Raw genomic sequence first — 22,847 nt, forward strand, 5'->3', positions numbered from 1 at the left:
GAAATCAGACAGAAACTTCAGTTACCAGTTTTGCCAGCTCTTCGGCGTAACCGCGAACCTGCGTTTCGTCCTCGCCCTCGACCATGACCCGCACCAGCGGCTCTGTCCCGGACTTGCGCAACAGTACGCGCCCACGACCGGCCATCGCCTGGGTAACACGATCACTGGCCTCTTTGACTTTCGGATGCTCGAGCGGACTCGCACCACCGCCAAACCGGACATTGATCAACACTTGAGGACACTTGCGCAGCGCCTGACGGGACTGAGCCAGGCCTTCTGTGCGCCTCTTCAGCGCCATCAACACCTGCAACGCGGCAATGATCGCATCACCAGTAGTGGTGTGACTGAAGCAGACAATGTGCCCCGAATTCTCCCCACCCACCTGCCAATCGCGCTCCAGCAACTCGGAGATCACGTAACGGTCGCCAACGTTGGCGCGCACAAAAGGAATCGCCAGATCAGCCAGGGCCAATTCCAGCCCCAGGTTACTCATCAGCGTACCGACCACACCGCCCTGCAACTTGCCGCGCTCTTGCAGATCGCGAGCGATGATGAACAACAACTCGTCGCCGTCGACGACAGCGCCAGTGTGATCGACCATCTGGACCCGGTCACCATCACCGTCAAAGGCAATACCCAAATCGGCGTGCTCGGCCAATACGGCAGCTTGCAGTGGCTCCATATGGGTCGAACCGCAATTTTCATTGATGTTCAGGCCATTAGGATGAGCAGAAAGCACAACGACATCGGCTCCCAGCTCACGGAACACACTAGGCGCCACTTTATAGGTCGCACCATGGGCACAGTCGATCACGATTTTCAGCCCGGCAAAACTGGTACCGGTCGGGACGCTGCTCTTGCAGAATTCGATATAACGGCCCGAGGCATCGTTGATTCGCGATACCTTGCCAATTTTGCTCGATTCAACCACGGTCATCGGGGTGTCGAGCAGCTCTTCGATCATCAGCTCGACTTCATCCGGAAGCTTGGTGCCCTTCCCGGAGAAAAATTTAATGCCGTTGTCGTCATGAGGGTTGTGCGAAGCGCTGATCACGATGCCGGCTTCGGCATGAAAGGTACGTGTCAGATAGGCGATGGCCGGCGTCGGCATCGGCCCGAGGAGCATCACATCAGCACCCGCCGAGGTCAGCCCTGCCTCAAGCGCCGACTCGAACATGTAACCGGAGATCCGGGTGTCCTTGCCCACGAGCACCTTGCAGGCACCCATGCTGCGAAATGCCATGCCTGCCGCCCAGCCAAGCTTGAGCATGAAATCAGGAGTAATCGGGTATTCACCGACCCGACCACGAATGCCGTCGGTGCCAAAGTATTTTTTGCTCATAAGTACTCCATCATTCTTATTCGGCTGATTCTACTGCGGCAATCATTCGCACTACGTCGACCGTTTCAGCCACATCATGGACGCGCAATATACGCGCCCCCTTGAATGAAGCCAGTGCCGCGAGCGCCAAACCGCCATGCAGACGCTCTCCCACCGGCCGATTCAAGGCTTGCCCGATCATGCTCTTTCGCGAAACCCCGACCAACAGGGGCCGCCCCAAGGCATGCAAGGCTTCCATATGCTTAAACAAGCTCAGGTTGTGCTGCAAGGTTTTCGCGAAGCCGAAGCCCGGATCGAGGATGATCCGCTCAGCAGGTATGCCCACCGACGCACACTGAAGCATGCGTTCGGCGAGAAACTCGCCGACCTCTTTCGTCACATCCTGATACTGCGGATTGTCCTGCATGTCGCCCGGCTCACCGAGCATATGCATCAGACACACCGGCAAACCGGTGGCCGCCGCGGCATCCAGGGCTCCGTCCCGGCGCAACGAACGCACATCATTGATCAAACCCGCCCCAAGCCTTGCGGTTTCACGCATGACCGCCGGCGTGGAAGTATCGACCGAGATAATCACATCGAGTTCACGACTGATGCGCTCAACGATAGGTGCTACACGCTCGAGCTCTTCAAGCGGTGAAACCGCCCTGGCACCGGGCCGGGTCGATTCGCCACCAACGTCGATCAGCGTCGCGCCAGCCGCCACCATTGCCTCGGCGTGACGCAGGGCCGCATCCAGCTGGCTGTATTGACCGCCATCGGAAAAGGAGTCGGGAGTGACATTGAGAATGCCCATGACATGCGTCTGGGCCAAATCAAGAACCCGGTTGCCGCAAGGCAACCGGGCCGAGGACTGAACAGAAGTCATTTCAAACCTTATACGTCAGCAGCCGGGCCACCGATTGGCGTTTCCGGACGCCCATCCTGCACCGCCGGAGGCGTGCCGGAAGTATCACTACCGCCAGACCAGTCGCGAGGCTCGCGAGGAGCACGACCTGCCATGATGTCATCGATCTGATCAGCATCGATCGTTTCGTACTTCATCAAGGCATCCGCCATGGCGTCAAGCTTGTCACGGTTATCCGTAAGGATCTGTTTGGCCGTGCCGTAGCACTGGTCAATGATGCTGCGTACTTCGGAGTCGATCAGTTTGGCTGTCTCGCCGGAGAAGCTGGCATGTTGACCACCGCCGCCACGACCGAGGAACACTTCGCCCTCTTCTTCGGCGTACATCAACGGGCCGAGTTTTTCCGACAAGCCCCACTTGGTCACCATGTTCCGTGCGATCTGGCTGGCACGCATGATGTCGTTGGATGCACCGGTGGTGACACCGTCGAAGCCAAGGGTCATCTCTTCAGCGATACGACCGCCGTACAGCGAGCAGATCTGGCTGATCAGCGCACGCTTGGACAGGCTGTAGCGATCTTCTTCCGGCAGGAACATGGTCACACCGAGCGCACGACCGCGCGGGATGATCGACACTTTGTAGACCGGATCATGCTCAGGTACGACGCGACCGACGATAGCGTGACCAGCTTCGTGATAAGCAGTGTTCTGCTTCTCTTTCTCGGACATGACCATGGATTTGCGCTCGGCACCCATCATGATCTTGTCTTTGGCCAGTTCGAACTCTTTCATCTCGACGATACGCTTGCCGGCACGGGCTGCGAACAACGACGCCTCGTTTACCAGGTTGGCCAGGTCGGCACCGGAGAAACCAGGAGTACCACGCGCGATCACGGCCGGAGCGACGTCGTCACCCATTGGCACTTTGCGCATGTGGACTTTGAGAATCTGCTCGCGACCACGGATATCCGGCAGACCGACCACGACCTGACGGTCGAAACGACCCGGACGCAGCAATGCAGGGTCCAGCACGTCGGGACGGTTGGTCGCTGCGATGACGATGATGCCGTCATTCATTTCGAAGCCGTCCATCTCCACCAGCAACTGGTTGAGTGTCTGTTCGCGCTCGTCGTGACCGCCACCCATGCCGGCACCACGGTGGCGACCGACGGCGTCGATTTCATCGATGAAGATGATGCATGGCGCGTGCTTCTTCGCCTGCTCGAACATGTCACGAACACGACTGGCACCGACACCGACGAACATTTCGACGAAATCGGAACCGGAAATGGTGAAGAACGGCACTTTGGCTTCGCCGGCAATCGCCTTGGCGATCAAGGTTTTACCAGTACCAGGAGGACCGACCATCAGCACGCCACGAGGAATGCGACCGCCCAAACGCTGGAACTTGCCCGGATCACGCAGGAATTCGACCAGCTCGCCAACTTCTTCCTTGGCTTCGTCGCAACCGGCAACGTCAGCCAAAGTGGTTTTCACCTGATCTTCGGAGAGCAGGCGCGCCTTGCTCTTGCCGAAGCTCATCGGCCCGCCCTTGCCACCGGCACCGCCCTGCATCTGCCGCATGAAGAACATGAAGACAGCGATGATTACGAGGATCGGGAAGCTTGCGACCAGGAGTTGAGTCCAGATGCTTTGCTGCTCAGGCTGCTTGCCTTCAACTACCACGTGATTATCCACGAGGTCGCCGATCAGGCCATTGTCCTGGATTGCCGGACGAATGGTCTTGAAGCTGTCGCCATCGTTGCGCTTGCCGGTAATTACGTAGCCATCAACTGCTACGCGCTCGACCTTGCCATCCTTGACCTGCTGGATGAAGTCGGAATAGTTGAGGGTCTGCGGCTCGTTAGGGCTGGAGAAGTTGTTCATCACCGTCACCAGGACAGCCGCGATGATCAACCACAGGATCAGATTCTTTGCCATATCGTTCAATTAACTACCCTCTGAAGCAAGCTCCGCTAATGGCGCGTGCTTCGCATGATATTCACCGGCCTAACTTACTACATTACCTACGGCTCTGGCAGGCGCCGTCTGTAACCCTTTGTGAAACACTTTCTACACAATATTCGCTAATGCTCACGGGACGAAATACGAAAAACCTATCGACCCGCAAAAAAACCTCGATTTACTCACTACGGCCGCGGTAGCCCCAAGCCAGCATGTATTGCTCGCGGGAACTGCCACGGGAAGAGTCCGGCTTGATCATCTGGACCTTGTCGAATTTCTGACGAGCGTCCTTCACGTAAGCATCAAACCCTTCGCCCTGAAACACCTTGATCACGAAATTACCACCCGGCTTGAGTATCCGAGCCGCCAGATCAAGAGCCAGCTCACATAGAAACATGGCTTTTGGCATGTCCACCTCAGGCGTACCACTCATATTGGGGGCCATATCGGAAATCACAAGGTCCACCTGCGAATTCCCCACGGCTTCGAGGATCTGAGCGAGCACTTCGTCCTGGGTGAAGTCACCCTGAATGAAAGTCACGTCCGGAATGCTGTCCATTTCCAGGATGTCCGAGGCGATCAGACGCCCCTGACCACCGATCAGCCGACTAGTGACCTGCGACCAGCCGCCGGGCGCCGCACCCAGGTCGACAACGCTCATACCAGGACGGATCAGCTTGTATTTCTCCTGGACCTCCAGAAGCTTGTAACTCGCACGCGAGCGGTAACCATCCTTCTGCGCCTGCTTCACATAGGGATCATTGACATGTCTTTTCAGCCAACCAAGGCTTGTCTTGGAACGCGCCATTGGGCACCTCGATGATAAGGGTCGTGATTAATTGGGCGGATCCACGAACCCTCGGGTAAAATGGCCGCCATTTTACAGAATCCAGACTAAAGGGTCAGATTATGCCGCTCACTCAAGAGCAGAAGAAACAGTACAAATCCATTGGCCACCATCTGAAACCAGTTTTGATTGTGGCTGACAACGGTTTGACTGAAGGTGTGTTAGCCGAACTTGAACGCGCTTTGGCGGATCACGAGCTGATCAAAATCAAGCTCAACATCCTCGATCGCGAATCGCGCCTGGCAGCCATTGCAGAGCTCTGCAAGGCCGGCAAAGCCGATCTGGTTCAGGTCATCGGCAAGATGGCACTGATTTACCGCAAGAACTTCAGCGTCAACAAGCAGCTGTCGAACGTCCATCGCTTCAAGTGATGACAAGGGTCAAGGGTGTGCTTCGCGCACCCTCACACTCCATCCCGGCACCGGTTGCATCACCAGCACCAGCCCGGAAAATCCCAGAACAAGATAGCTGAACAGCTGCCAATGCGCCGCCTGCGGCCAGCCGACGTGGACCGCGAAATACATCGCGCCCCCATACAGCGCCATCAGCAGCAGTTGCCCACGAATATCGCGCCATAGACTGGCAAGGCCCTCGGCCTGAATCAGCACCAAAGCCTGAAAAATCACACACGCCGTGGCAAATCCCACCATCAGCGTATTCAGCATGCCTGCGATTTCGTCGATCAGCAGCGGTGCCAGGCCTATTCGCCCCAGCACCGGCAGCAGACCGATGTGCAACAGCCACAGGCCGCCAACCCACAACATTTGGGTCAGCTGCCAAAGCATGGCGCCCGCACGTAGCGGGCGCCTTCTTTCAGAGGTGGCGAACTTCGACAATCTCATACTCGATAACGCCACCTGGCGTTTTCACGGCGACCACATCACCCTCTTCCTTGGCGATCAAGGCGCGAGCCAGTGGCGAACCCACCGAAATCTTGCCGAGTTTGAAGTCAGCCTCATCCTCACCCACGATGTGGTAAGTGACGCGCTCATCCGTCTCGACGTTGGCGATTTCAACGGTAGTGCCGAAAATCACTTTGCCGGTATGAGGAATGGACGTGACATCGATGATGACCTGATTCTGAATCCGGCCTTCAATGTCACGAATCCGCGCCTCGACCATACCCTGCTGCTCGCGAGCAGCGTGGTACTCGGCGTTTTCCTTCAAGTCACCCAACTCGCGGGCCGTACCGATGTCCTGGCTGAGCTTCGGACGGACGACCTTGGTCAGGTGAGCGTGTTCTTCTTCCAGGGCTTTCGCGCCCTGGACGGTCATTGGGTATTTGATCATGCCTTCAATCCTGCGTGTAAATCCTGCAAGCGGCGCACGGTCTTCTCGGGACCGAACTTCAGCGCTTCGCAGATAGCTTCGCCAGCAGCAATGGTAGTGGTGCAGTAGATCTTGTGCTGCAAGGCATTGCGACGAATGGAGTAGGAATCGGCGATCGACTGGCGACCTTCGGTGGTGTTGATGATCAGGGTGACTTCGTCATTCTTGATCATGTCGACCACGTGCGGACGACCCTCGGTCACCTTGTTCACACGACGCACTTTCAGGCCTGCGGCTTCGATCAGCTTGGCAGTACCGGCGGTAGCGACCACTTCAAAGCCCAAGTTGATCAGATCACGGGCCACGCCTGCAACCAGTGGCTTGTCATCATCACGCACGCTGATGAATGCGGTACCGCCAGTCGGCAGCACTTCGCTGGCGCCCATCTGGGCTTTGGCAAAGGCTTCGCCGAAGGTGTCGCCCACACCCATCACTTCACCGGTGGACTTCATCTCTGGGCCCAGGATCGGGTCCACGCCAGGGAATTTGGCGAATGGGAACACCGCCTCTTTCACGCTGTAGAAGTTCGGAATGATTTCTTTGGTGAAGCCAATTTCCTTCAGGGTTTTACCGGCCATCACGCGAGCCGCGATCATTGCCAGGGAAACACCGATGCACTTGGACACGAACGGTACGGTACGGGAAGCGCGCGGGTTGACTTCGATGACGTAGATGTCTTCGCCTTGCAGCGCCAACTGAACGTTCATCAGGCCGACAACGCCCAGTTCCAGGGCCATTTTCTTGACCTGTTCGCGCATCTCGTCCTGGATGTGAGCAGGCAGCGAGTACGGCGGCAGGGAACATGCGGAGTCACCGGAGTGAACGCCGGCCTGTTCGATGTGCTGCATGATCGCGCCGATCACCACGTCGGTGCCGTCGCAGACCGCATCCACGTCCATTTCGATGGCGCAGTTGAGGAAGTGATCGAGCAGCACCGGGCTGTCGTTGGACACTTTCACCGCATCACGCAGGTAGCGCTTGAGTTCTTCTTCTTCGTAGACGATTTCCATCGCGCGGCCGCCCAGTACGTAGGACGGACGAACCACCAGCGGGTAACCGATCTTGGCCGCGGCACGAATTGCTTCGTCTTCGCTGCGCACGGTGGCATTTGGCGGCTGACGCAGGTTCAGACGCTCAACCATTTGCTGGAAGCGCTCACGGTCTTCGGCACGGTCGATGGCGTCAGGGCTGGTGCCGATGATTGGCACGCCGGCTTCTTCCAGGGCGCGAGCCAGTTTCAGCGGGGTTTGGCCGCCGTACTGGACGATCACGCCTTTCGGCTTCTCGACGCGGACGATTTCCAGTACGTCTTCCAGGGTCACTGGTTCGAAGTACAGACGATCGGAGGTGTCGTAGTCGGTGGAAACGGTTTCCGGGTTGCAGTTGACCATGATGGTCTCGTAACCGTCTTCGCGCAGGGCCAGTGCCGCGTGTACGCAGCAATAGTCGAACTCGATGCCCTGGCCGATACGGTTTGGACCGCCGCCGAGGATCATGATCTTGTCGCGACCCGACGGCGCGGCTTCGCACTCTTCCTCGTATGTCGAGTAGAGGTAAGCGGTGTCGGTGGCGAACTCGGCCGCGCAGGTGTCAACGCGCTTGTAGACCGGGAAGATTTCCAGCTTGTGACGGTGGCGACGCAGAGCCTTCTCGGTCACGCCCAGCAGCTTGGCCAGACGCATGTCGGAGAAACCTTTGCGCTTGAGGCGGAACATCAAGTCGTGGTCGATGCTGGCCAGACCCAGGGTCTTGACCTTCTCTTCTTCCTTGATCAGGTCTTCGATCTGTACCAGGAACCACGGGTCGATCATGTTCATGCCGAAAATGTCTTCGACCGACAGGCCGGCGCGGAACGCGTCAGCGACGTACCAGATACGCTCGGCGCCCGGCACGGTCAATTCGCGCTTGAGGATGCTCATGCTTTCCGGATTGCTCAGGTCGAGCTTCTCGTCCAGGCCGCAAACGCCCACTTCCAGACCGCGCAGGGCTTTCTGCAGGGATTCCTGGAAGGTCCGGCCGATGGCCATGACTTCACCGACCGACTTCATTTGAGTGGTCAGGCGTGCGTCGGCTTTCGGGAATTTCTCGAAGGCGAAGCGTGGCAGCTTGGTGACAACGTAGTCGATGGACGGCTCGAAGGACGCCGGGGTCTTGCCACCGGTGATGTCGTTCGACAGCTCGTCGAGGGTGTAACCGACGGCCAGTTTTGCCGCGACCTTGGCGATCGGGAAACCGGTGGCTTTCGAGGCCAGGGCCGAGGAACGGGATACCCGCGGGTTCATCTCGATCACGACCATGCGACCGGTGTTCGGGCAGATGCCGAACTGGACGTTGGAACCGCCAGTCTCGACGCCGATCTCGCGCAGTACCGCCAGGGAGGCGTTACGCAGGATCTGGTATTCCTTGTCGGTCAGGGTCTGTGCTGGCGCAACAGTGATCGAGTCACCGGTGTGCACGCCCATCGGGTCGAAGTTTTCGATGGAGCAGACGATGATGCAGTTGTCCTTCTTATCGCGGACAACCTCCATCTCGTATTCTTTCCAGCCGATCAGCGATTCGTCGATCAGCAGCTCTTTGGTCGGCGACAGGTCCAGACCGCGGGCGCAGATCTCTTCGAACTCTTCACGGTTGTAAGCAATACCGCCACCGGTGCCGCCCATGGTGAAGGACGGACGAATGATGCACGGGAAGCCGAGACGCTCGAGAACCGCGTTGGCCTCGTCCATGCTGTGGGCGATACCCGAACGCGGGCAGTCCAGACCGATGGATTTCATCGCCTTGTCGAAGCGCGAACGGTCTTCGGCCTTGTCGATGGTGTCAGCATTGGCACCGATCATTTCTACGCCGAACTTCTCCAGAACGCCTTCGCGTTCCAGGTCCAGTGCGCAGTTCAGAGCGGTTTGGCCACCCATGGTTGGCAGCAGCGCGTCCGGACGCTCTTTCTCGATGATCTTGGCAACGGTCTGCCACTTGATCGGCTCGATGTAGGTGGCGTCGGCCATGGCCGGGTCGGTCATGATGGTGGCCGGGTTGGAGTTCACCAGGATGACGCGATAACCCTCCTCGCGCAGAGCTTTACAGGCCTGGGCGCCGGAGTAGTCGAATTCGCAGGCCTGGCCGATCACGATCGGGCCAGCGCCGAGAATCAGGATGCTTTTAATGTCTGTACGTTTTGGCATGGGTTGTCACTCAAATCCGCAGGTCAGTCGGCAAGCCGTCTTGTTCAATCTCTGAAACCTTGAGGGGGCCACCGGTTTCGGGACCGCCCTCAGGCTTCGCTACATCAGGGCGAGCGATTAGCGTCGCTTGGCCATTTCGTTGATGAAGCGATCAAACAGTGGCGCTACGTCGTTCGGGCCAGGGCTGGCTTCAGGGTGACCCTGGAAGCTGAAGGCGCTCTTGTCGGTACGCTCGATGCCTTGCAGGGTGCCGTCGAACAGCGATTTGTGGATCGCCCGTACGTTGCCTGGCAGGGACGCTTCGTCTACCGCAAAACCATGGTTCTGGCTGGTAATCATCACCACACCGCTGTCCAGATCCTGGACCGGGTGGTTGGCACCGTGGTGGCCATGGCCCATTTTCAGGGTCTTGGCGCCGGAGGCCAGAGCCAGCAGTTGGTGACCGAGGCAGATGCCGAACACCGGAATCTCGGTTTCCAGCACGTCCTTGATCGCCTGGATCGCGTAGTCGCATGGCTCAGGGTCGCCCGGGCCGTTGGACAGGAACACGCCGTCCGGTTTCAACGCCAGCGCTTCAGCGGCCGGAGTCTGTGCAGGCACCACGGTCACGCGGCAACCGCGCTCGACCAGCATGCGCAGGATGTTGACCTTGACGCCATAATCGTAGGCCACCACGTGGTACGGCAGATCGGAAGCGTCGATGGTCGCGTGGCTGTCGGTTTTCAAGTCCCAGACAGTCGAGCGCCACTCGTACTTCTCTTTGGTGCTGACGACTTTTGCCAGGTCCATGCCTTTAAGGCCAGGGAAACCCTGAGCGGCGGCGATGGCGGCTTCTTCGGAAATGTTGTCACCGGCCATGATGCAGCCGTTCTGCGCGCCTTTCTCACGCAGGATGCGTGTCAGGCGACGGGTGTCGATACCGGCGATAGCCACAACGTTGTTGGCTTTCAGGTAGTCGGACAGGGACATCGTGTTGCGCCAGTTGCTCGCAACCAGTGGCAGATCACGGATGACCAGGCCAGCGGACCAGACGCGGTCGGACTCGGCGTCTTCCGGCGTGGTGCCGGTGTTGCCGATGTGCGGGTACGTCAGGGTAACGATCTGTTGGGCGTAGGAAGGATCGGTAAGGATTTCCTGATAGCCGGTCATTGCGGTGTTGAACACCACCTCACCAACGGTTTGACCGTCGGCTCCAATGGCTTCGCCGCGAAAAATGCTGCCATCAGCAAGGGCGAGTATGGCTGGCTTAGTCAAGAAGACCTCCCGTAAATAAAGCCTGAAAGGGCGATCGCAGGTTGTAAAAAAGCGGAGTGACGTATGGACACGTCACCCCGCTTCTTCACTGAATTATTCTGCGCGCTTTTAGTGGACACACTAAAGCTGTAGCTTACAGAAAAAGGCATTTTTGGTCTACCGCCAATGAGCCCTAAAGGCCGGAGAATGCGACAGGACGTCGCTTGGCGGAATAAAACCGGGCCCAAACGCTGAGTTTGAGCCCGATTTCGGGCACATCTTACCGCAGGTCGAGCACGTCTTGCATGTCGTAAAGGCCTGGTTCACGACCATCCAGCCACAAAGCTGCACGTACCGCACCCTTGGCGAAGGTCATACGGCTGGATGCTTTGTGCGTGATCTCCAGTCGCTCGCCCTCACAGGCGAACAGCACCGTATGATCACCGACCACATCCCCACCGCGAACAGTCGCGAAGCCGATCGTTTCACGCTCACGCACACCGGTGTGACCTTCACGACCATAGACCGCGACCTTCTGCAGATCACGATCCAGCGCACTGGCGATCACTTCGCCCATGCGCAGAGCCGTACCTGAAGGGGCGTCGATCTTGTGCCGATGATGAGCCTCGATGATTTCAATGTCAGCCTCATCGCCCAGCACACGAGCTGCCATATCGAGCAGCTTCAGCGACAGGTTTACACCAACACTGAAATTGGCCGCGAACACAATCGCAATATCCTTGCTCGCCTCGGCCAGCAACTGCTTCTGCGCCACGTCCAGCCCCGTGGTGCCGATCACCATGGACTTGCCCGCCTTACGGCAGAACTCCAGGTTTTTCAGCATCACTTCCGGGAGCGTGAAGTCGATCAACACATCGAACTCATCGGCCACCGCATCCAGCTTACCGGACAACGGCACACCGATTCGCCCCAGCGATGCCAGCTCACCGGCATCCACGCCAATCAGCGTGCTGCCGGGGCGCACAATGGCTGCCGTCAGGCCGGTAAGCGGCGCACGCTGCTGCACCGCCTCGACCAGAATCTTGCCCATGCGCCCGGCAGCGCCCATCACAGCTATACGTCGCATGCCGACTCCTTACAAATCGCCAAAGAAGCGCTTCACGCCTTCGAACCAACCAGTGGTTTTCGGCGAATGACTGTTGTCGCCCGCCAGGGAGCTGCGCAACTCCTCCAACAATTCGCGCTGACGACGACCCAGGTTGACCGGAGTCTCGACCGCCACGCGGCACATCAGGTCACCAGCACCGCCGCCACGAACCGGCGCGACGCCTTTGCCGCGAACACGGAACTGCTTACCGGTCTGAGTCCCTTCAGGGATCTTCAGCTTGACCCGACCATCGAGGGTCGGAATCTCCAGCTCGCCGCCCAGCGCTGCGTCGACGAAGCTGATTGGCACTTCGCAGAACAGGTGCTTGCCGTCCCGCTGGAAGATCGCGTGTTCGCGCACATTGATCACCACGTACAGGTCGCCGGTCGGGCCACCTTGTGCACCCGCCTCGCCTTCGCCAGACAGGCGAATACGGTCACCGGTATCGACACCGGCCGGCACTTTCACCGACAGGGTCTTGTACTCTTCGACACGACCTTCGCCGTGGCAGGAATCGCACGGATCGGAAATGATCTTGCCCTGGCCATGGCAGCGCGGGCAGGTCTGCTGCACCGAGAAGAACCCCTGCTGCATGCGTACCTGACCGATACCGCCGCACGTCGGGCACGTGATCGGCGAGGAGCCTTTCTTGGCGCCCGAGCCATCGCACGGCTTGCAGTTGACCAATGTCGGAACGCGGATATTCACGGTCGTGCCGCGCACCGCTTCTTCCAGGTTCAGCTCCAGGGTGTAACGCAGGTCGCTGCCGCGCTGAGCACCGCCACGAGCACCGCCGCGACCGCCACCGAAGAAGTCACTGAAGACATCGCCAAAGATATCGGAGAAGTTCTGACCGCCAAACCCGGCACCGCCGCCGCCCATGCTCGGGTCGACACCGGCATGACCGTATTGGTCATAGGCCGCGCGCTTGCTGGAATCGGACAGCACTTCGTAGGCCTCGTTGGCCTCCTTGAACATATCTTCCGACGCTTTGTCATCGGGATTACGGTCCGGGTGGTGCTTCATCGCCAGGCGACGGTAGGCCTTTTTCAGGTCCGCTTCGCTTGAACCACGCTCAACACCCAATACTTCGTAATAGTCACGCTTTGCCATAAGTCTTTGCACTCTTAAGGACGTTCGGCAAACCTCTCCTGAGCCTCGCCAAACTCGTTGAGCCCCAATACAGGCCCGGACCCAACTCACGTCAATTCAACGATCCTGGTCTTTGATTCGATGCGGTACTTTCGACTCGAAAAGCAGGAGCATTTCCGGTCATACCGCCAGCATTCGAGCGTTGTCGCATGCTGTAAAAATTCACTTACTCCAGACACGCCAACGCGGGAGCAAGCTCCCGCGCGGCGACATCCTACCAGTCACCGCCTGAAGGCAGTCAACCGGGCGACCAACAACTTACTTGTGGTCTTTGACCTCTTCGAACTCGGCGTCAACGACGTCGTCAGCCTTTTCAGCTTTTTCGTCGTGCGGCGCCGCGCCTTCAGCTGGCTGAGCCTGATCAGCGTACATTTTCTGAGCCACTGGCGCGGAGACCTTGGACAGCTCTTCAACCTTGGCTTCGATAGCGGCCTTGTCGTCGCCTTTGATGGCGGTTTCCAGGGCAACTACAGCGGCTTCGATTGCAGTCTTCTCTTCAGCGCTCACTTTGTCACCAGCATCAGCGACCATTTTGCGCGTCGAGTGAACCAGGGCATCGCCTTGGTTACGGGCGCTGGCCAGCTCTTCGAACTTGCGGTCTTCTTCAGCGTTAACTTCAGCGTCGCGAACCATCTGCTGAATTTCTTCCTCGGACAGACCGGAGTTGGCCTTGATCACGATCGACTGAGTCTTGCCGGTAGCCTTGTCTTTCGCGCCGACGTGCAGGATGCCGTTGGCGTCGATGTCGAAGGTCACTTCGATTTGTGGCACGCCACGTGGTGCTGGTGGAATCTCGGCAAGGTCGAACTTGCCCAGGGACTTGTTCTGTGCGGCTTGCTTACGCTCACCTTGCAGTACGTGAATGGTCACTGCGCCCTGGTTGTCGTCGGCAGTCGAGAACACTTGCGATTTCTTGGTAGGAATCGTGGTGTTTTTCTCGATCAGCGCGGTCATTACGCCGCCCATGGTTTCGATACCCAGGGTCAGCGGACTGACGTCGAGCAGCAGAACGTCTTTCACGTCACCAGCCAATACCGCGCCCTGGATAGCAGCACCCATGGCAACAGCTTCGTCAGGGTTGACGTCTTTACGTGCTTCTTTACCGAAGAAATCGGTCACCAGCTTCTGAACCAGTGGCATACGGGTCTGACCGCCAACCAGGATCACGTCGTTGATCGAACCAACGTCGATACCGGCGTCTTTCATCGCGATGCGGCAAGGTTCGATGGTGCGCTGAACCAGGTCTTCAACCAGCGCTTCGAGCTTGGCGCGGGAGATTTTCACGTTCAAGTGCTTAGGACCGGTAGCGTCTGCAGTGATGTACGGCAGGTTCACGTCGGTCGACTGGCTCGAGGACAGTTCGATCTTGGCTTTCTCAGCGGCTTCTTTCAGGCGCTGCATGGCCAGCGGGTCACCCTTGAGGTTCATGCCGCTTTCTTTCTTGAACTCGTCAACGAGGTAGTCGATCAGACGAATGTCAAAGTCTTCACCGCCCAGGAAAGTGTCACCGTTGGTAGCCAACACTTCGAACTGGTGCTCGCCATCGACTTCAGCGATTTCGATCACGGAAACGTCGAAAGTACCGCCGCCCAAGTCGTAAACGATCACGGTGTGATCGCCTTTCGCCTTGTCCATACCGTAGGCCAGTGCGGCTGCGGTTGGTTCGTTGATGATACGTTTAACGTCCAGACCCGCGATACGGCCGGCGTCTTTGGTGGCTTGACGCTGGCTGTCGTTGAAGTAGGCCGGAACGGTGATCACCGCTTCGGTCACTGGCTCGCCGAGGTAGTCTTCGGCGGTCTTCTTCATTTTCTTCAGAATTTCAGCCGAGATTTGTGGCGGCGCCATTTTCTGGCCGTTCACTTCAACCCATGCGTCGTTGTTGTCAGCCTTGACGATCTTGTAAGGGACCATCTGGATGTCTTTCTGTACGACTTCTTCGTCGAAACGACGACCGATCAGACGCTTCACCGCGTACAGGGTGTTATGCGGATTGGTCACTGCCTGACGCTTGGCCGACTGGCCAACCAGGATTTCACCGTCGTTGGCATAAGCGATGATCGACGGCGTGGTACGCGCGCCTTCAGCGTTTTCAATAACTTTGGCTTTGCCGTTTTCCAGCACGGAGACGCAGGAGTTGGTAGTCCCCAGGTCGATACCGATAATTTTGCCCATGTTCACTCTCCCGAAACTTTGGATTTGGATGCCGCAGTAGTGGTGGCTGACTGCGGTAGCACTTAAACGCTTGACTTCTAAATGGGGGCCTTGCGGCTAATTTCAAGCCTGCTCGTCAATCGAAGGCGAAACCGGTGCAGGTGCCTTGCTGACCACGACCATGGCCGGGCGCAGCAGGCGACCGTGAAGCTGGTAGCCCTTCTGAAACACCTTGAGCACGCTGTTTGGCTCGACGTCGGCGCTTTCCTGCATGGCCATTGCCTGGTGATGCGAGGCGTTGAAGGGTTCGCCTTCAGGATCGATCGCTTCCAGGTGATAACGTTTCAGGGTGTCCTGGAACATTTTCAGGGTCAGTTCGATCCCTTCGCGCATCGGACGAATGTTCTCGTCGTCAGGGTTGGACAGCTCCAGGCCGCGCTCCAGGCTGTCGATGATCGGCAGCAGGTCGCCAGCGAACTTTTCCAGGGCGAATTTGTGAGCCTTTTCAACGTCCTGCTCGGCACGGCGGCGGACGTTCTGCAGATCGGCGGCTACACGCAAAGCCTGATCCTGCGCACCAGCCAATTGCTCTTCGAGCACTTGTACACGAGCCGCCAGGTCTTCACCCGAAGCCTCGGGGCCCTGGTTGGCGTCTAGATTTTGCGTATCCACTGTCTGTTCGTCAGCCATAGATTTCTCCTTCCAATATCGTCCGCGAGCTCAACTCGCGCTTCTGCCCCGGTATATGGGGCCGCAAAATTCAGCTTCAAGGGCTATTTGATGATTACCCCTACAAAAAACAGCTGCATTGTCATTCCTCATTGCGCTAAGGATTTTCGCAAATCAAGCAAATCGACCTAAGAGAGGGCATTGTCAGCCTGAAACAAAACACTGTATAAATAACCAGACCTAAAGCCTGGGAGCGGCCTTTATGCTGGTGCACCTGTCCGTACATAACTACGCCATCGTTGAACATCTCGATCTCGAACTCGATCGCGGGATGAGCGTGATCACAGGGGAAACCGGCGCCGGCAAGTCGATCATGCTCGACGCCCTGGGCCTGACCCTGGGCGATCGCGCCGACAGCGGCGTGGTCCGCCCGGGCGCCGACAAGGCCGATATCCTGGCCACCTTCGATCTGGTCGACATCCCGGAAGCCAGCGCCTGGCTGGCCGAGCGCGATCTCGAGAACGACGGCCCGTGCATTCTGCGTCGAGTGATCACCGCTGAAGGGCGCTCGCGCGGCTACATCAACGGCACTCCCTGCCCCCTCGGTGACCTGAAGGCCCTGGGCGAGTTGCTGATCGACATCCACAGCCAGCACGAACACCAATCCCTGCTCAAAACCGATACCCATCGCCGATTGCTCGACGAATACGCCGGCGCCACGGACCTCGCCCGCCAGGTGCAACTGGCTGCCCAACGCTGGCGCCAGACCCGCCAGGAACTGGAACGCCTTTCCAACTCCGGCGACGAACAACGCGCCCGCCATCAATTGCTCAGCTACCAACTCGAAGAACTGGAAAACCTCGGCCTTGGCGAAACCGAGCTGGAGCAGCTGGAACAGGAACACAAGAACCTGACCAACGCCGAAACCCTGCTGGGCATTTGCCGGCAAGTGGTCGAACAATGCAGCGAAAGTGATTCAGGCAATGTATTGAATGCACTCACCGCCAGCCTTAACCGCCTATCGAGCGTGAACAATTCGATCGGCGCCCTGGGTGAAGCCAGCAGCCTGCTGACCAGCGCACAGATTCAGGTTGAAGAAGCCGTGGGCGAGCTGAACCGCTTTCTCGACAATTTCGATGCCGACCCGGCCCGCCTTCAATACCTGGAAGAGCGCCTTGATGCCATCTACACCCTGGCGCGCAAACACCGCATCCAGCCGACCGAGGTCGCCGAGATGCAACAGAAGCTACTCGATGAAATCGAAACCCTGAATGCCAACGACGAATCCATCGAACGACTGAGCGATGAGCTGGCCTCCTACGCCCGTCATTATCAGGAGAAGGCGCGGGAGCTGAGCGATCTGCGGCATCAAGCCTCAAGCAGCCTGGCCAGTGCCGTAGAACAGGAAATCCAGCGCCTGGGCATGCCCGGCGGCCGCTTCACCATCGAGCTGCGCCCCAACAGCAGCGACGAACTGCTGCCCAATGGACTCGAACAAGTAGAACTGCTGGTAAGCGCCAACCCGGGGCAACCATTGAAAGCCCTGGCAAAAGTGGCGTCGGGGGGCGAACTGTCGCGTATCAGCCTGGCGATTCAGGTGATCACTGCACAGACCTCCCGCGTACCGACCCTGGTGTTCGATGAAGTGGACGTGGGTATCGGCGGCCCGACCGCCGAGATTGTCGGCCAGTTGCTGCGACGCCTCGGGGAGCGTGGGCAGGTTCTGACCGTGACTCACTTGCCGCAAGTGGCGGCGCAGGGGCATCAACATCTGTTTGTACACAAGGTCCGCGGTGAAGACGCCACACATACGGCCGTCTCAAAACTGAGCAAGACCGATCGCGTTGAAGAAGTGGCACGGATGCTGGGCGGCATCGATCTCACCAAGGAATCACTGGCTCACGCGAAAAAGATGGTCGTTACCGCGAAAATTTGAGAACAGCAGAAAGCACGAAGGCGACCCTGGGGTCGCCTTCGCTCGTTTCGCGAACCTGAAGTTCGCGCGACATGCTTACTTTTTCTTGCGTACGTACAGTACAAGATTGTGATCAACCATCTCGAAGCCATACTTGTCGACGATTGCTTTCTGCAGCCGCTCGATTTCTTCGTCGAAGAATTCGATCACTTCACTGGTCTCGACGTTGACCATATGGTCATGATGCTTGCCGTCGTCCAGCTCGAAGACCGCATGGCCTCCGTCGAAGTTGTGCCGCACCACAAGGCCAGCTGCCTCGAACTGGGTCAGGACACGGTAAACCGTGGCCAGACCGACGTCCTCACCAGCCTCCATCAGCGCCTTGTAGACATCCTCGGCACTCATGTGGCGTTGCTCGGCGGAATCGAGCATTTGCAGAATTTTGACCCGTGGAAGGGTCACTTTGAGGCCGGCTTTGCGTAGTTCGCTATTTTCAACCATGGTCAGCTTTCTCGCGATGCTGCTTCGCAGCTTCTCTTAATGCGGGTATGATCGGCGTTTACGTTGTCCCAGCCAAGATAGTGGAAGTCGCCCACCGATGCAAAACACCAAGCTCTTGCTAACCAGTTTCACCTTTGTGGGACTGCTCGCACTCGCCGGTTGTTCATTCCCCGGGGTTTACAAAATCGACATCCAGCAGGGCAATGTCGTCACGCAGGACATGATAGACCAGTTACGCCCGGGAATGACCCGCCGGCAAGTACGGTTTATCATGGGTAACCCTCTGCTGACCGACACGTTCCATGCCGATCGCTGGGATTATCTCTACAGCCTGCAACCGGGTGGCGGTGAACGCCAACAGGAACGCATTAGCGTTATCTTCAACCCAAATGACCAACTTGTCAGCCTCTCTGGCGATTTCATGCCGGGCGTGAGCCGCGACGAAGCCATTCTCGGCAAGGACAGTGACACTACCGTGACCGCGCCTGCCGAAAACGCCGAGAAGCCGAAGCCAGAAAAACCAGTCAAGCCAGGTTCGTTGCTGGACCAGATCCAAAAGGATGTGGACAACGTGGAAACCGTTCCAGTCCCGACGCCAGAACCGCTGGAAACCTCGCCGCAATAATTTGCGACGCAATAAAAAACCCGGCATGTCCGGGTTTTTTATTGTTTGGCGTTTGACCGGAATCACTGATTCCGGGCTTTGGCCTCCGCCGCCTTGGCGGCGCGCAACCGGCGAACTTCTTTCGGATCGGCAAGCAACGGCCGGTAAATCTCGAGGCGATCCCCTGCCTGAACCGGACGATTGGCCGGTTCAGCAATCACCTTGCCAAAGATTCCAACCGGACAACTGGCCAGATCCAGCTCAGGGAATTCGCTGTTCAGGCCGGATTTGAGCAACGCATCCCGCACCGTTGCGCCCATCGGCACCGTTACGGTCAGCAATACCTGACGATCAACAGCGGCATACACCACTTCAACCTTGATCACAGCCTCAACCATGCTTCTGTTTCGCACGCTGGCAAAACGCATCCATCAGCGTATTCGCTGCCTGATTGAACAAAGGCCCCAACGTCGCACGCACCAGCGGTCCCGAGTAATCGAACGACAAGTCCAGACTGATCTTGCAGGCCTTCTCGCCCAACGGCTTGAACACCCAGATGCCATGCAACTGGCTGAACGGGCCTTCTTCGAGGTTCATCTCGATCGAATGCCCGGGCACCAGGGTATTACGCGTCACGAAATGCTGACTCAGGCCACCCTTGGCCACGCCGACGCTGGCGCGCATGAGCTCAGGAGTACTTTCCAGAACTTCGGCCGACGAGCACCACGGCAGGAATTCCGGATAGCGGGCCACATCGTTGACCAGGTCATACAGCGCTTGTGCCGGATACGGCAGCAGGGCCGAACGTTGAATGTGTGTCGTCATGTCAGCGTTACTTCCACAGCTGGGCGGCAAACACTACAAGAATGCCGATGGGCGCCACATAGCGCATCAAGAACAGGGACAGGGCGAACAGCACCGGACGGCGGATCGACAATTCGTCGCGCACTGCTTCACGCCCCATCACCCAGCCCGCAAACACCACGAAACACAAACCACCGAGTGGCAACATGATCCGCGAGGTGAAGAAATCGATCACACCAAAGAAGTCCAGGCCACCGGCTGCTCCCCATTGATAGAGATGAAAGATCCCGCCTTCGTTCACGAAAAACTTGGCTTCCTTCCAGATATTGAAGGAAAACACCGTACCCAGACCGACGAACCAGCAGATGAATGCCAGCCAGAAGGTGACCCAGGCGCGGCTGATCTTCGTGCGCTCAACCAGGTAAGCCACCATTGGCTCGAGCAGGGAAATCGCCGAACTCCAGGCCGCAATCGCTACCAGCACGAAGAACACTACGCCCATCAATTGGCCGAACGCTACGTTGCCAAAGGCAAATGGCAGGCTGACGAACATCAGGCCGGGGCCTTCGCTCGGGTTCAGGCCGGCAGCGAACACAATCGGAAACAATGCCAGACCGGCCACCAGGGAAACGAAAGTATCGAGCAGCGCCACACCGACAATGGTGCCGGAAATCGACGAGCTCTTCGGCATATAAGCACCGTAGATCATGATCGAACCGACGCCCACGCTCAGGGAGAAGAACGCGTGCCCCATGGCCGGCAGCAAGCCATCGAGCACTTTTTCCGGGTGGAAGTCGAACATGAAATGCACGCCCTCCATGAAGTGGCCGGTGGTCATGCTGTAGCCCAGCAGGACAATCACCATCACGAACAGCAGCGGCATCATGATCCGCAGGCTGCGCTCCAGCCCGGCGACCACGCCTTTGGCGATCACCACGGCGGAGAGGAGCATGAAAATCGTGTGCCAAAGTGTCAGGCGCCATGGGTCGGCGATCACATTGCCGAAGTAGGCGCCGACCTGATCAGGTGTCGCGCCCTGGAAGTCGCCACGCCCCATGTCGATGATGTAATCCAGCGACCAGCCGCCGACCACACTATAGAAAGACAGAATCAGCAGTGCCGTGATCATCCCGGCGAACGCCCCCCAGGACCACTTCGCCGAATGCCCCGCTTCCAGCGCCAGGACCTTCAAGGCATTGGCCGGGCTCTGCCGTGCACGCCGGCCGATCAGGGTTTCGGCCAGCATCACGGGCACACCGATCAGCGCGATACAGGCCAGGAACATCAGCACGAAGGCTCCACCACCGTAGACGCCGACCATGTAAGGGAATTTCCAGATACTACCCAAACCCACGGCCGAACCGGTCGCGGCGAGTATGAAGACCCAGCGGCTAGCCCAACTGCCGTGGACAGAAACCTTGTCTGTCGACATCGTTATCACGCCCAAGCGTTCAAAAAAGAGGCCGCATTGTCCGGGATTCAATCAACCTGCTCAAGCACGTAGCTTCACCGTAGCCGACAGCGGTGTAACTCCATATAATGCCGCCCCTATGGCTAAACAGAAGAAACACCCAACAGGGACCATCGCGCAGAACAAAAAGGCGCGACACGATTACTTCATCGAGCATAAGTTCGAGGCTGGTCTGGTCCTGGCCGGCTGGGAAGTAAAAAGTTTGCGGGCAAGCAAGCTACAACTGGTTGACAGTTACGTGCTGCTCAAAGATGGCGAAGCCTGGCTGCTCGGCAGCCACATTACGCCGCTGATGACTGCCAGCACCCACGTCATCGCAGATCCGACCCGCACCCGTAAATTGCTGCTCAATCGGCGCGAGCTGGAAAAGCTGGCTGCTGCAGTGCAGCAAAAAGGTTATGCCTGCGTGTGCCTGTCCTGGTACTGGAGCAAGCACATGGTCAAGTGCGAGATCGCTCTGGGCAAGGGCAAGAAGGAATACGACAAGCGTGATACCGAACGCGAACGCGACGCCGGTCGTGAGTTGCAGCGGGCGGTGCGAAACAAGGGCAAGGAAGATTAATTTTCCTGCCTGATCGCGGCTTTTGTGGCGAGGGAGCTTGCTCCCGCTCGGCTGCGAAGCAGTCGTAAACGATCTGCTTAACGGTGCTGGCCTGGGGGCCGCTTCGCACCCCAGCGGGAGCAAGCTCCCTCGCCACAGAGAAGCTGATTACACTCCCTTGCGCCTTACATCCCCTTGCGCCGCTCCGCCCGAGCCACGCGTTGCACTTCCTGACGCACCTCTTCCAGCACTTCCTGCACATACAGAATGTGTCGACTGGAAACCTCCCGCGCCTGCTCTGCCCGACCTTCGATAATCGCCAGATACAATTCTCTGTGCTGCGCGATCAGCATGTCGCGGGTTTCTGAACGCTGTTTGTACATGCCGCCAATGTTGGTCACCACGTTGCGCTTGAGCAGGTCGAACAGCCCACGAATGGTGTGCAGCAACACCGCGTTATGACTCGCCTCGGCGATCGCCAAGTGAAATCTTGCGTCCGCCGCGCCCTCTTCCAGCCGACTCACTTCGTCATGACGCGAATAGCAGTCCTGCAATTCGTCGAATGCCGCCGTCAGCCGCTCGCGATCCACATCAGTCGCGCGCAATGCCGCGTAGTACGCACAGGAGGCTTCCAGCGTATGACGAAACTCCAGCAAATCGCGCTGGGCCTCGGGGTTGCTTTCCAGCAGATGCAACAGCGGATCGCTGAACGTCGAGCCCAGGGATTCCACCACGTAGTTGCCGCCGCCCTGACGACTGACCAGCAGCCCTTTGGCCGTCAGTTTCTGAATCGCTTCGCGCAACGAAGGGCGTGAGACGCCGAACTGCTCGGCCAACGCGCGCTCTGCCGGCAAGCGTTCGCCAGCCTTCAATGTGCCCTCGAGGATCATCCCCTCAAGCTGCTCGACAATATCGTCAGACAAACGGCGCTGCCGAATCTGATCAAACCCCATCACTCAATTCTCCACGATCCCGGCGGCTCGCCGGGCTCTCTATTCTGGCCTATCAGCGCCGCACCGGCACCTACCAGACGACGTTTGATCGAACAGATCAGATGCGTTCTGCACCGCTCATTCGACAAAAGTTTTAGGGCGGCAAATTGACACACCGCATACAAGGCTTTTACCCTAGCCAACAGCGATTGTAAATTGGTATTACCAATTAACCAAGAACGCTGACCAGTGCCT

At 58.1% G+C, this 22,847-nt stretch carries 21 protein-coding genes; 4 read left to right on the forward strand and 17 right to left on the reverse strand.

Features of this window, described 5'->3' with window-relative positions:
- Positions 1–4: 4 nt before the first annotated feature.
- The 4 genes from glmM to rlmE all read right to left on the reverse strand — a co-directional run bounded on the left by glmM (position 5) and on the right by rlmE (position 4,961).
- Positions 5–1,342: a phosphoglucosamine mutase gene (gene glmM / locus PMI18_RS15505; RefSeq protein WP_007900491.1), complete on the reverse strand. Its 1,338-nt coding sequence runs from the start codon at positions 1,340–1,342 to the stop codon at positions 5–7.
- Positions 1,343–1,358: 16 nt separating this feature from the next.
- On the reverse strand, positions 1,359–2,210 hold the full coding sequence (gene folP, locus PMI18_RS15500; RefSeq protein ID WP_007900495.1) for a dihydropteroate synthase: 852 nt from the start codon (positions 2,208–2,210) through the stop codon (positions 1,359–1,361).
- Between the two features lie 8 nt (positions 2,211–2,218).
- On the reverse strand, positions 2,219–4,129 hold the full coding sequence (ftsH, locus tag PMI18_RS15495) for an ATP-dependent zinc metalloprotease FtsH (protein ID WP_030128083.1): 1,911 nt from the start codon (positions 4,127–4,129) through the stop codon (positions 2,219–2,221).
- 202 nt (positions 4,130–4,331) lie between these two features.
- Positions 4,332–4,961 carry a 23S rRNA (uridine(2552)-2'-O)-methyltransferase RlmE gene (rlmE, locus tag PMI18_RS15490; RefSeq protein WP_007900501.1) on the reverse strand — a complete coding sequence of 210 codons (630 nt, stop codon included), beginning with the start codon at positions 4,959–4,961 and terminating at the stop codon, positions 4,332–4,334.
- A 101-nt stretch (positions 4,962–5,062) separates the two neighbouring features.
- Between rlmE and PMI18_RS15485 the strand changes: the two genes are divergently transcribed.
- Complete coding sequence (locus tag PMI18_RS15485; RefSeq protein WP_007900503.1) at positions 5,063–5,371, forward strand: YhbY family RNA-binding protein; 309 nt, start codon at positions 5,063–5,065, stop codon at positions 5,369–5,371.
- A 9-nt stretch (positions 5,372–5,380) separates the two neighbouring features.
- Here the strand turns inward: PMI18_RS15485 and PMI18_RS15480 are convergent, their stop codons facing one another.
- From PMI18_RS15480 to grpE, 8 genes are all read right to left on the reverse strand, one after another.
- Positions 5,381–5,785 (reverse strand): hypothetical protein, encoded by a 405-nt coding sequence (locus PMI18_RS15480; protein ID WP_007900505.1) that lies wholly within the window; start codon positions 5,783–5,785, stop codon positions 5,381–5,383.
- A gap of 28 nt (positions 5,786–5,813) precedes the next feature.
- A complete protein-coding gene (gene greA, locus PMI18_RS15475) occupies positions 5,814–6,290 on the reverse strand; it encodes a transcription elongation factor GreA (RefSeq protein WP_007900510.1) in 477 nt (158 codons plus the stop codon).
- On the reverse strand, positions 6,287–9,508 hold the full coding sequence (carB, locus tag PMI18_RS15470) for a carbamoyl-phosphate synthase large subunit (protein WP_007900512.1): 3,222 nt from the start codon (positions 9,506–9,508) through the stop codon (positions 6,287–6,289). The genes greA and carB overlap by 4 nt, the downstream gene beginning before the upstream one ends.
- A gap of 117 nt (positions 9,509–9,625) precedes the next feature.
- The gene (carA, locus tag PMI18_RS15465) at positions 9,626–10,762 is read right to left on the reverse strand and encodes a glutamine-hydrolyzing carbamoyl-phosphate synthase small subunit (protein ID WP_007900514.1); all 1,137 of its coding nucleotides are present in this window, start codon (positions 10,760–10,762) and stop codon (positions 9,626–9,628) included.
- Positions 10,763–11,021: 259 nt separating this feature from the next.
- Complete coding sequence (dapB, locus tag PMI18_RS15460; RefSeq protein WP_007900515.1) at positions 11,022–11,828, reverse strand: 4-hydroxy-tetrahydrodipicolinate reductase; 807 nt, start codon at positions 11,826–11,828, stop codon at positions 11,022–11,024.
- Between the two features lie 9 nt (positions 11,829–11,837).
- On the reverse strand, positions 11,838–12,962 hold the full coding sequence (gene dnaJ, locus PMI18_RS15455; RefSeq protein WP_007900528.1) for a molecular chaperone DnaJ: 1,125 nt from the start codon (positions 12,960–12,962) through the stop codon (positions 11,838–11,840).
- 297 nt (positions 12,963–13,259) lie between these two features.
- Positions 13,260–15,176: a molecular chaperone DnaK gene (gene dnaK, locus PMI18_RS15450; protein WP_007900530.1), complete on the reverse strand. Its 1,917-nt coding sequence runs from the start codon at positions 15,174–15,176 to the stop codon at positions 13,260–13,262.
- A 102-nt stretch (positions 15,177–15,278) separates the two neighbouring features.
- Positions 15,279–15,845, reverse strand: coding sequence for a nucleotide exchange factor GrpE (gene grpE, locus PMI18_RS15445; RefSeq protein ID WP_007900531.1), 567 nt, complete (start codon positions 15,843–15,845; stop codon positions 15,279–15,281).
- A 241-nt stretch (positions 15,846–16,086) separates the two neighbouring features.
- Between grpE and recN the strand changes: the two genes are divergently transcribed.
- Positions 16,087–17,760 carry a DNA repair protein RecN gene (gene recN, locus PMI18_RS15440; protein ID WP_007900533.1) on the forward strand — a complete coding sequence of 558 codons (1,674 nt, stop codon included), beginning with the start codon at positions 16,087–16,089 and terminating at the stop codon, positions 17,758–17,760.
- A gap of 75 nt (positions 17,761–17,835) precedes the next feature.
- Here the strand turns inward: recN and fur are convergent, their stop codons facing one another.
- The gene (gene fur / locus PMI18_RS15435) at positions 17,836–18,240 is read right to left on the reverse strand and encodes a ferric iron uptake transcriptional regulator (protein WP_003197684.1); all 405 of its coding nucleotides are present in this window, start codon (positions 18,238–18,240) and stop codon (positions 17,836–17,838) included.
- 97 nt (positions 18,241–18,337) lie between these two features.
- Here fur and PMI18_RS15430 point away from each other — a divergent pair, with 97 nt between their 5' ends.
- On the forward strand, positions 18,338–18,865 hold the full coding sequence (locus tag PMI18_RS15430; protein WP_007900538.1) for an outer membrane protein assembly factor BamE: 528 nt from the start codon (positions 18,338–18,340) through the stop codon (positions 18,863–18,865).
- A gap of 62 nt (positions 18,866–18,927) precedes the next feature.
- Here the strand turns inward: PMI18_RS15430 and PMI18_RS15425 are convergent, their stop codons facing one another.
- The 3 genes from PMI18_RS15425 to PMI18_RS15415 are packed head-to-tail and all read right to left on the reverse strand — an operon-like array spanning position 18,928 to position 21,080.
- Positions 18,928–19,242 carry an RnfH family protein gene (locus tag PMI18_RS15425; protein WP_007900540.1) on the reverse strand — a complete coding sequence of 105 codons (315 nt, stop codon included), beginning with the start codon at positions 19,240–19,242 and terminating at the stop codon, positions 18,928–18,930.
- Positions 19,235–19,669 (reverse strand): type II toxin-antitoxin system RatA family toxin, encoded by a 435-nt coding sequence (locus tag PMI18_RS15420; RefSeq protein WP_007900547.1) that lies wholly within the window; start codon positions 19,667–19,669, stop codon positions 19,235–19,237. Before PMI18_RS15420 ends, PMI18_RS15425 begins: the two co-directional genes overlap by 8 nt.
- 7 nt (positions 19,670–19,676) lie before the next feature.
- On the reverse strand, positions 19,677–21,080 hold the full coding sequence (locus PMI18_RS15415) for a sodium-dependent transporter (protein WP_007900550.1): 1,404 nt from the start codon (positions 21,078–21,080) through the stop codon (positions 19,677–19,679).
- A 118-nt stretch (positions 21,081–21,198) separates the two neighbouring features.
- Here PMI18_RS15415 and smpB point away from each other — a divergent pair, with 118 nt between their 5' ends.
- Positions 21,199–21,681 (forward strand): SsrA-binding protein SmpB, encoded by a 483-nt coding sequence (smpB, locus tag PMI18_RS15410; protein WP_007900551.1) that lies wholly within the window; start codon positions 21,199–21,201, stop codon positions 21,679–21,681.
- A gap of 164 nt (positions 21,682–21,845) precedes the next feature.
- Here the strand turns inward: smpB and PMI18_RS15405 are convergent, their stop codons facing one another.
- Positions 21,846–22,613, reverse strand: a complete 768-nt coding sequence (locus tag PMI18_RS15405; RefSeq protein ID WP_007900552.1) for a GntR family transcriptional regulator — start codon at positions 22,611–22,613, stop codon at positions 21,846–21,848.
- Between the last annotated feature and the right edge of the window lie 234 nt (positions 22,614–22,847).

The organism is Pseudomonas sp. GM102, assembly GCF_000282555.1.
In the GTDB taxonomy this organism is placed as follows: Bacteria; Pseudomonadota; Gammaproteobacteria; order Pseudomonadales; family Pseudomonadaceae; genus Aquipseudomonas.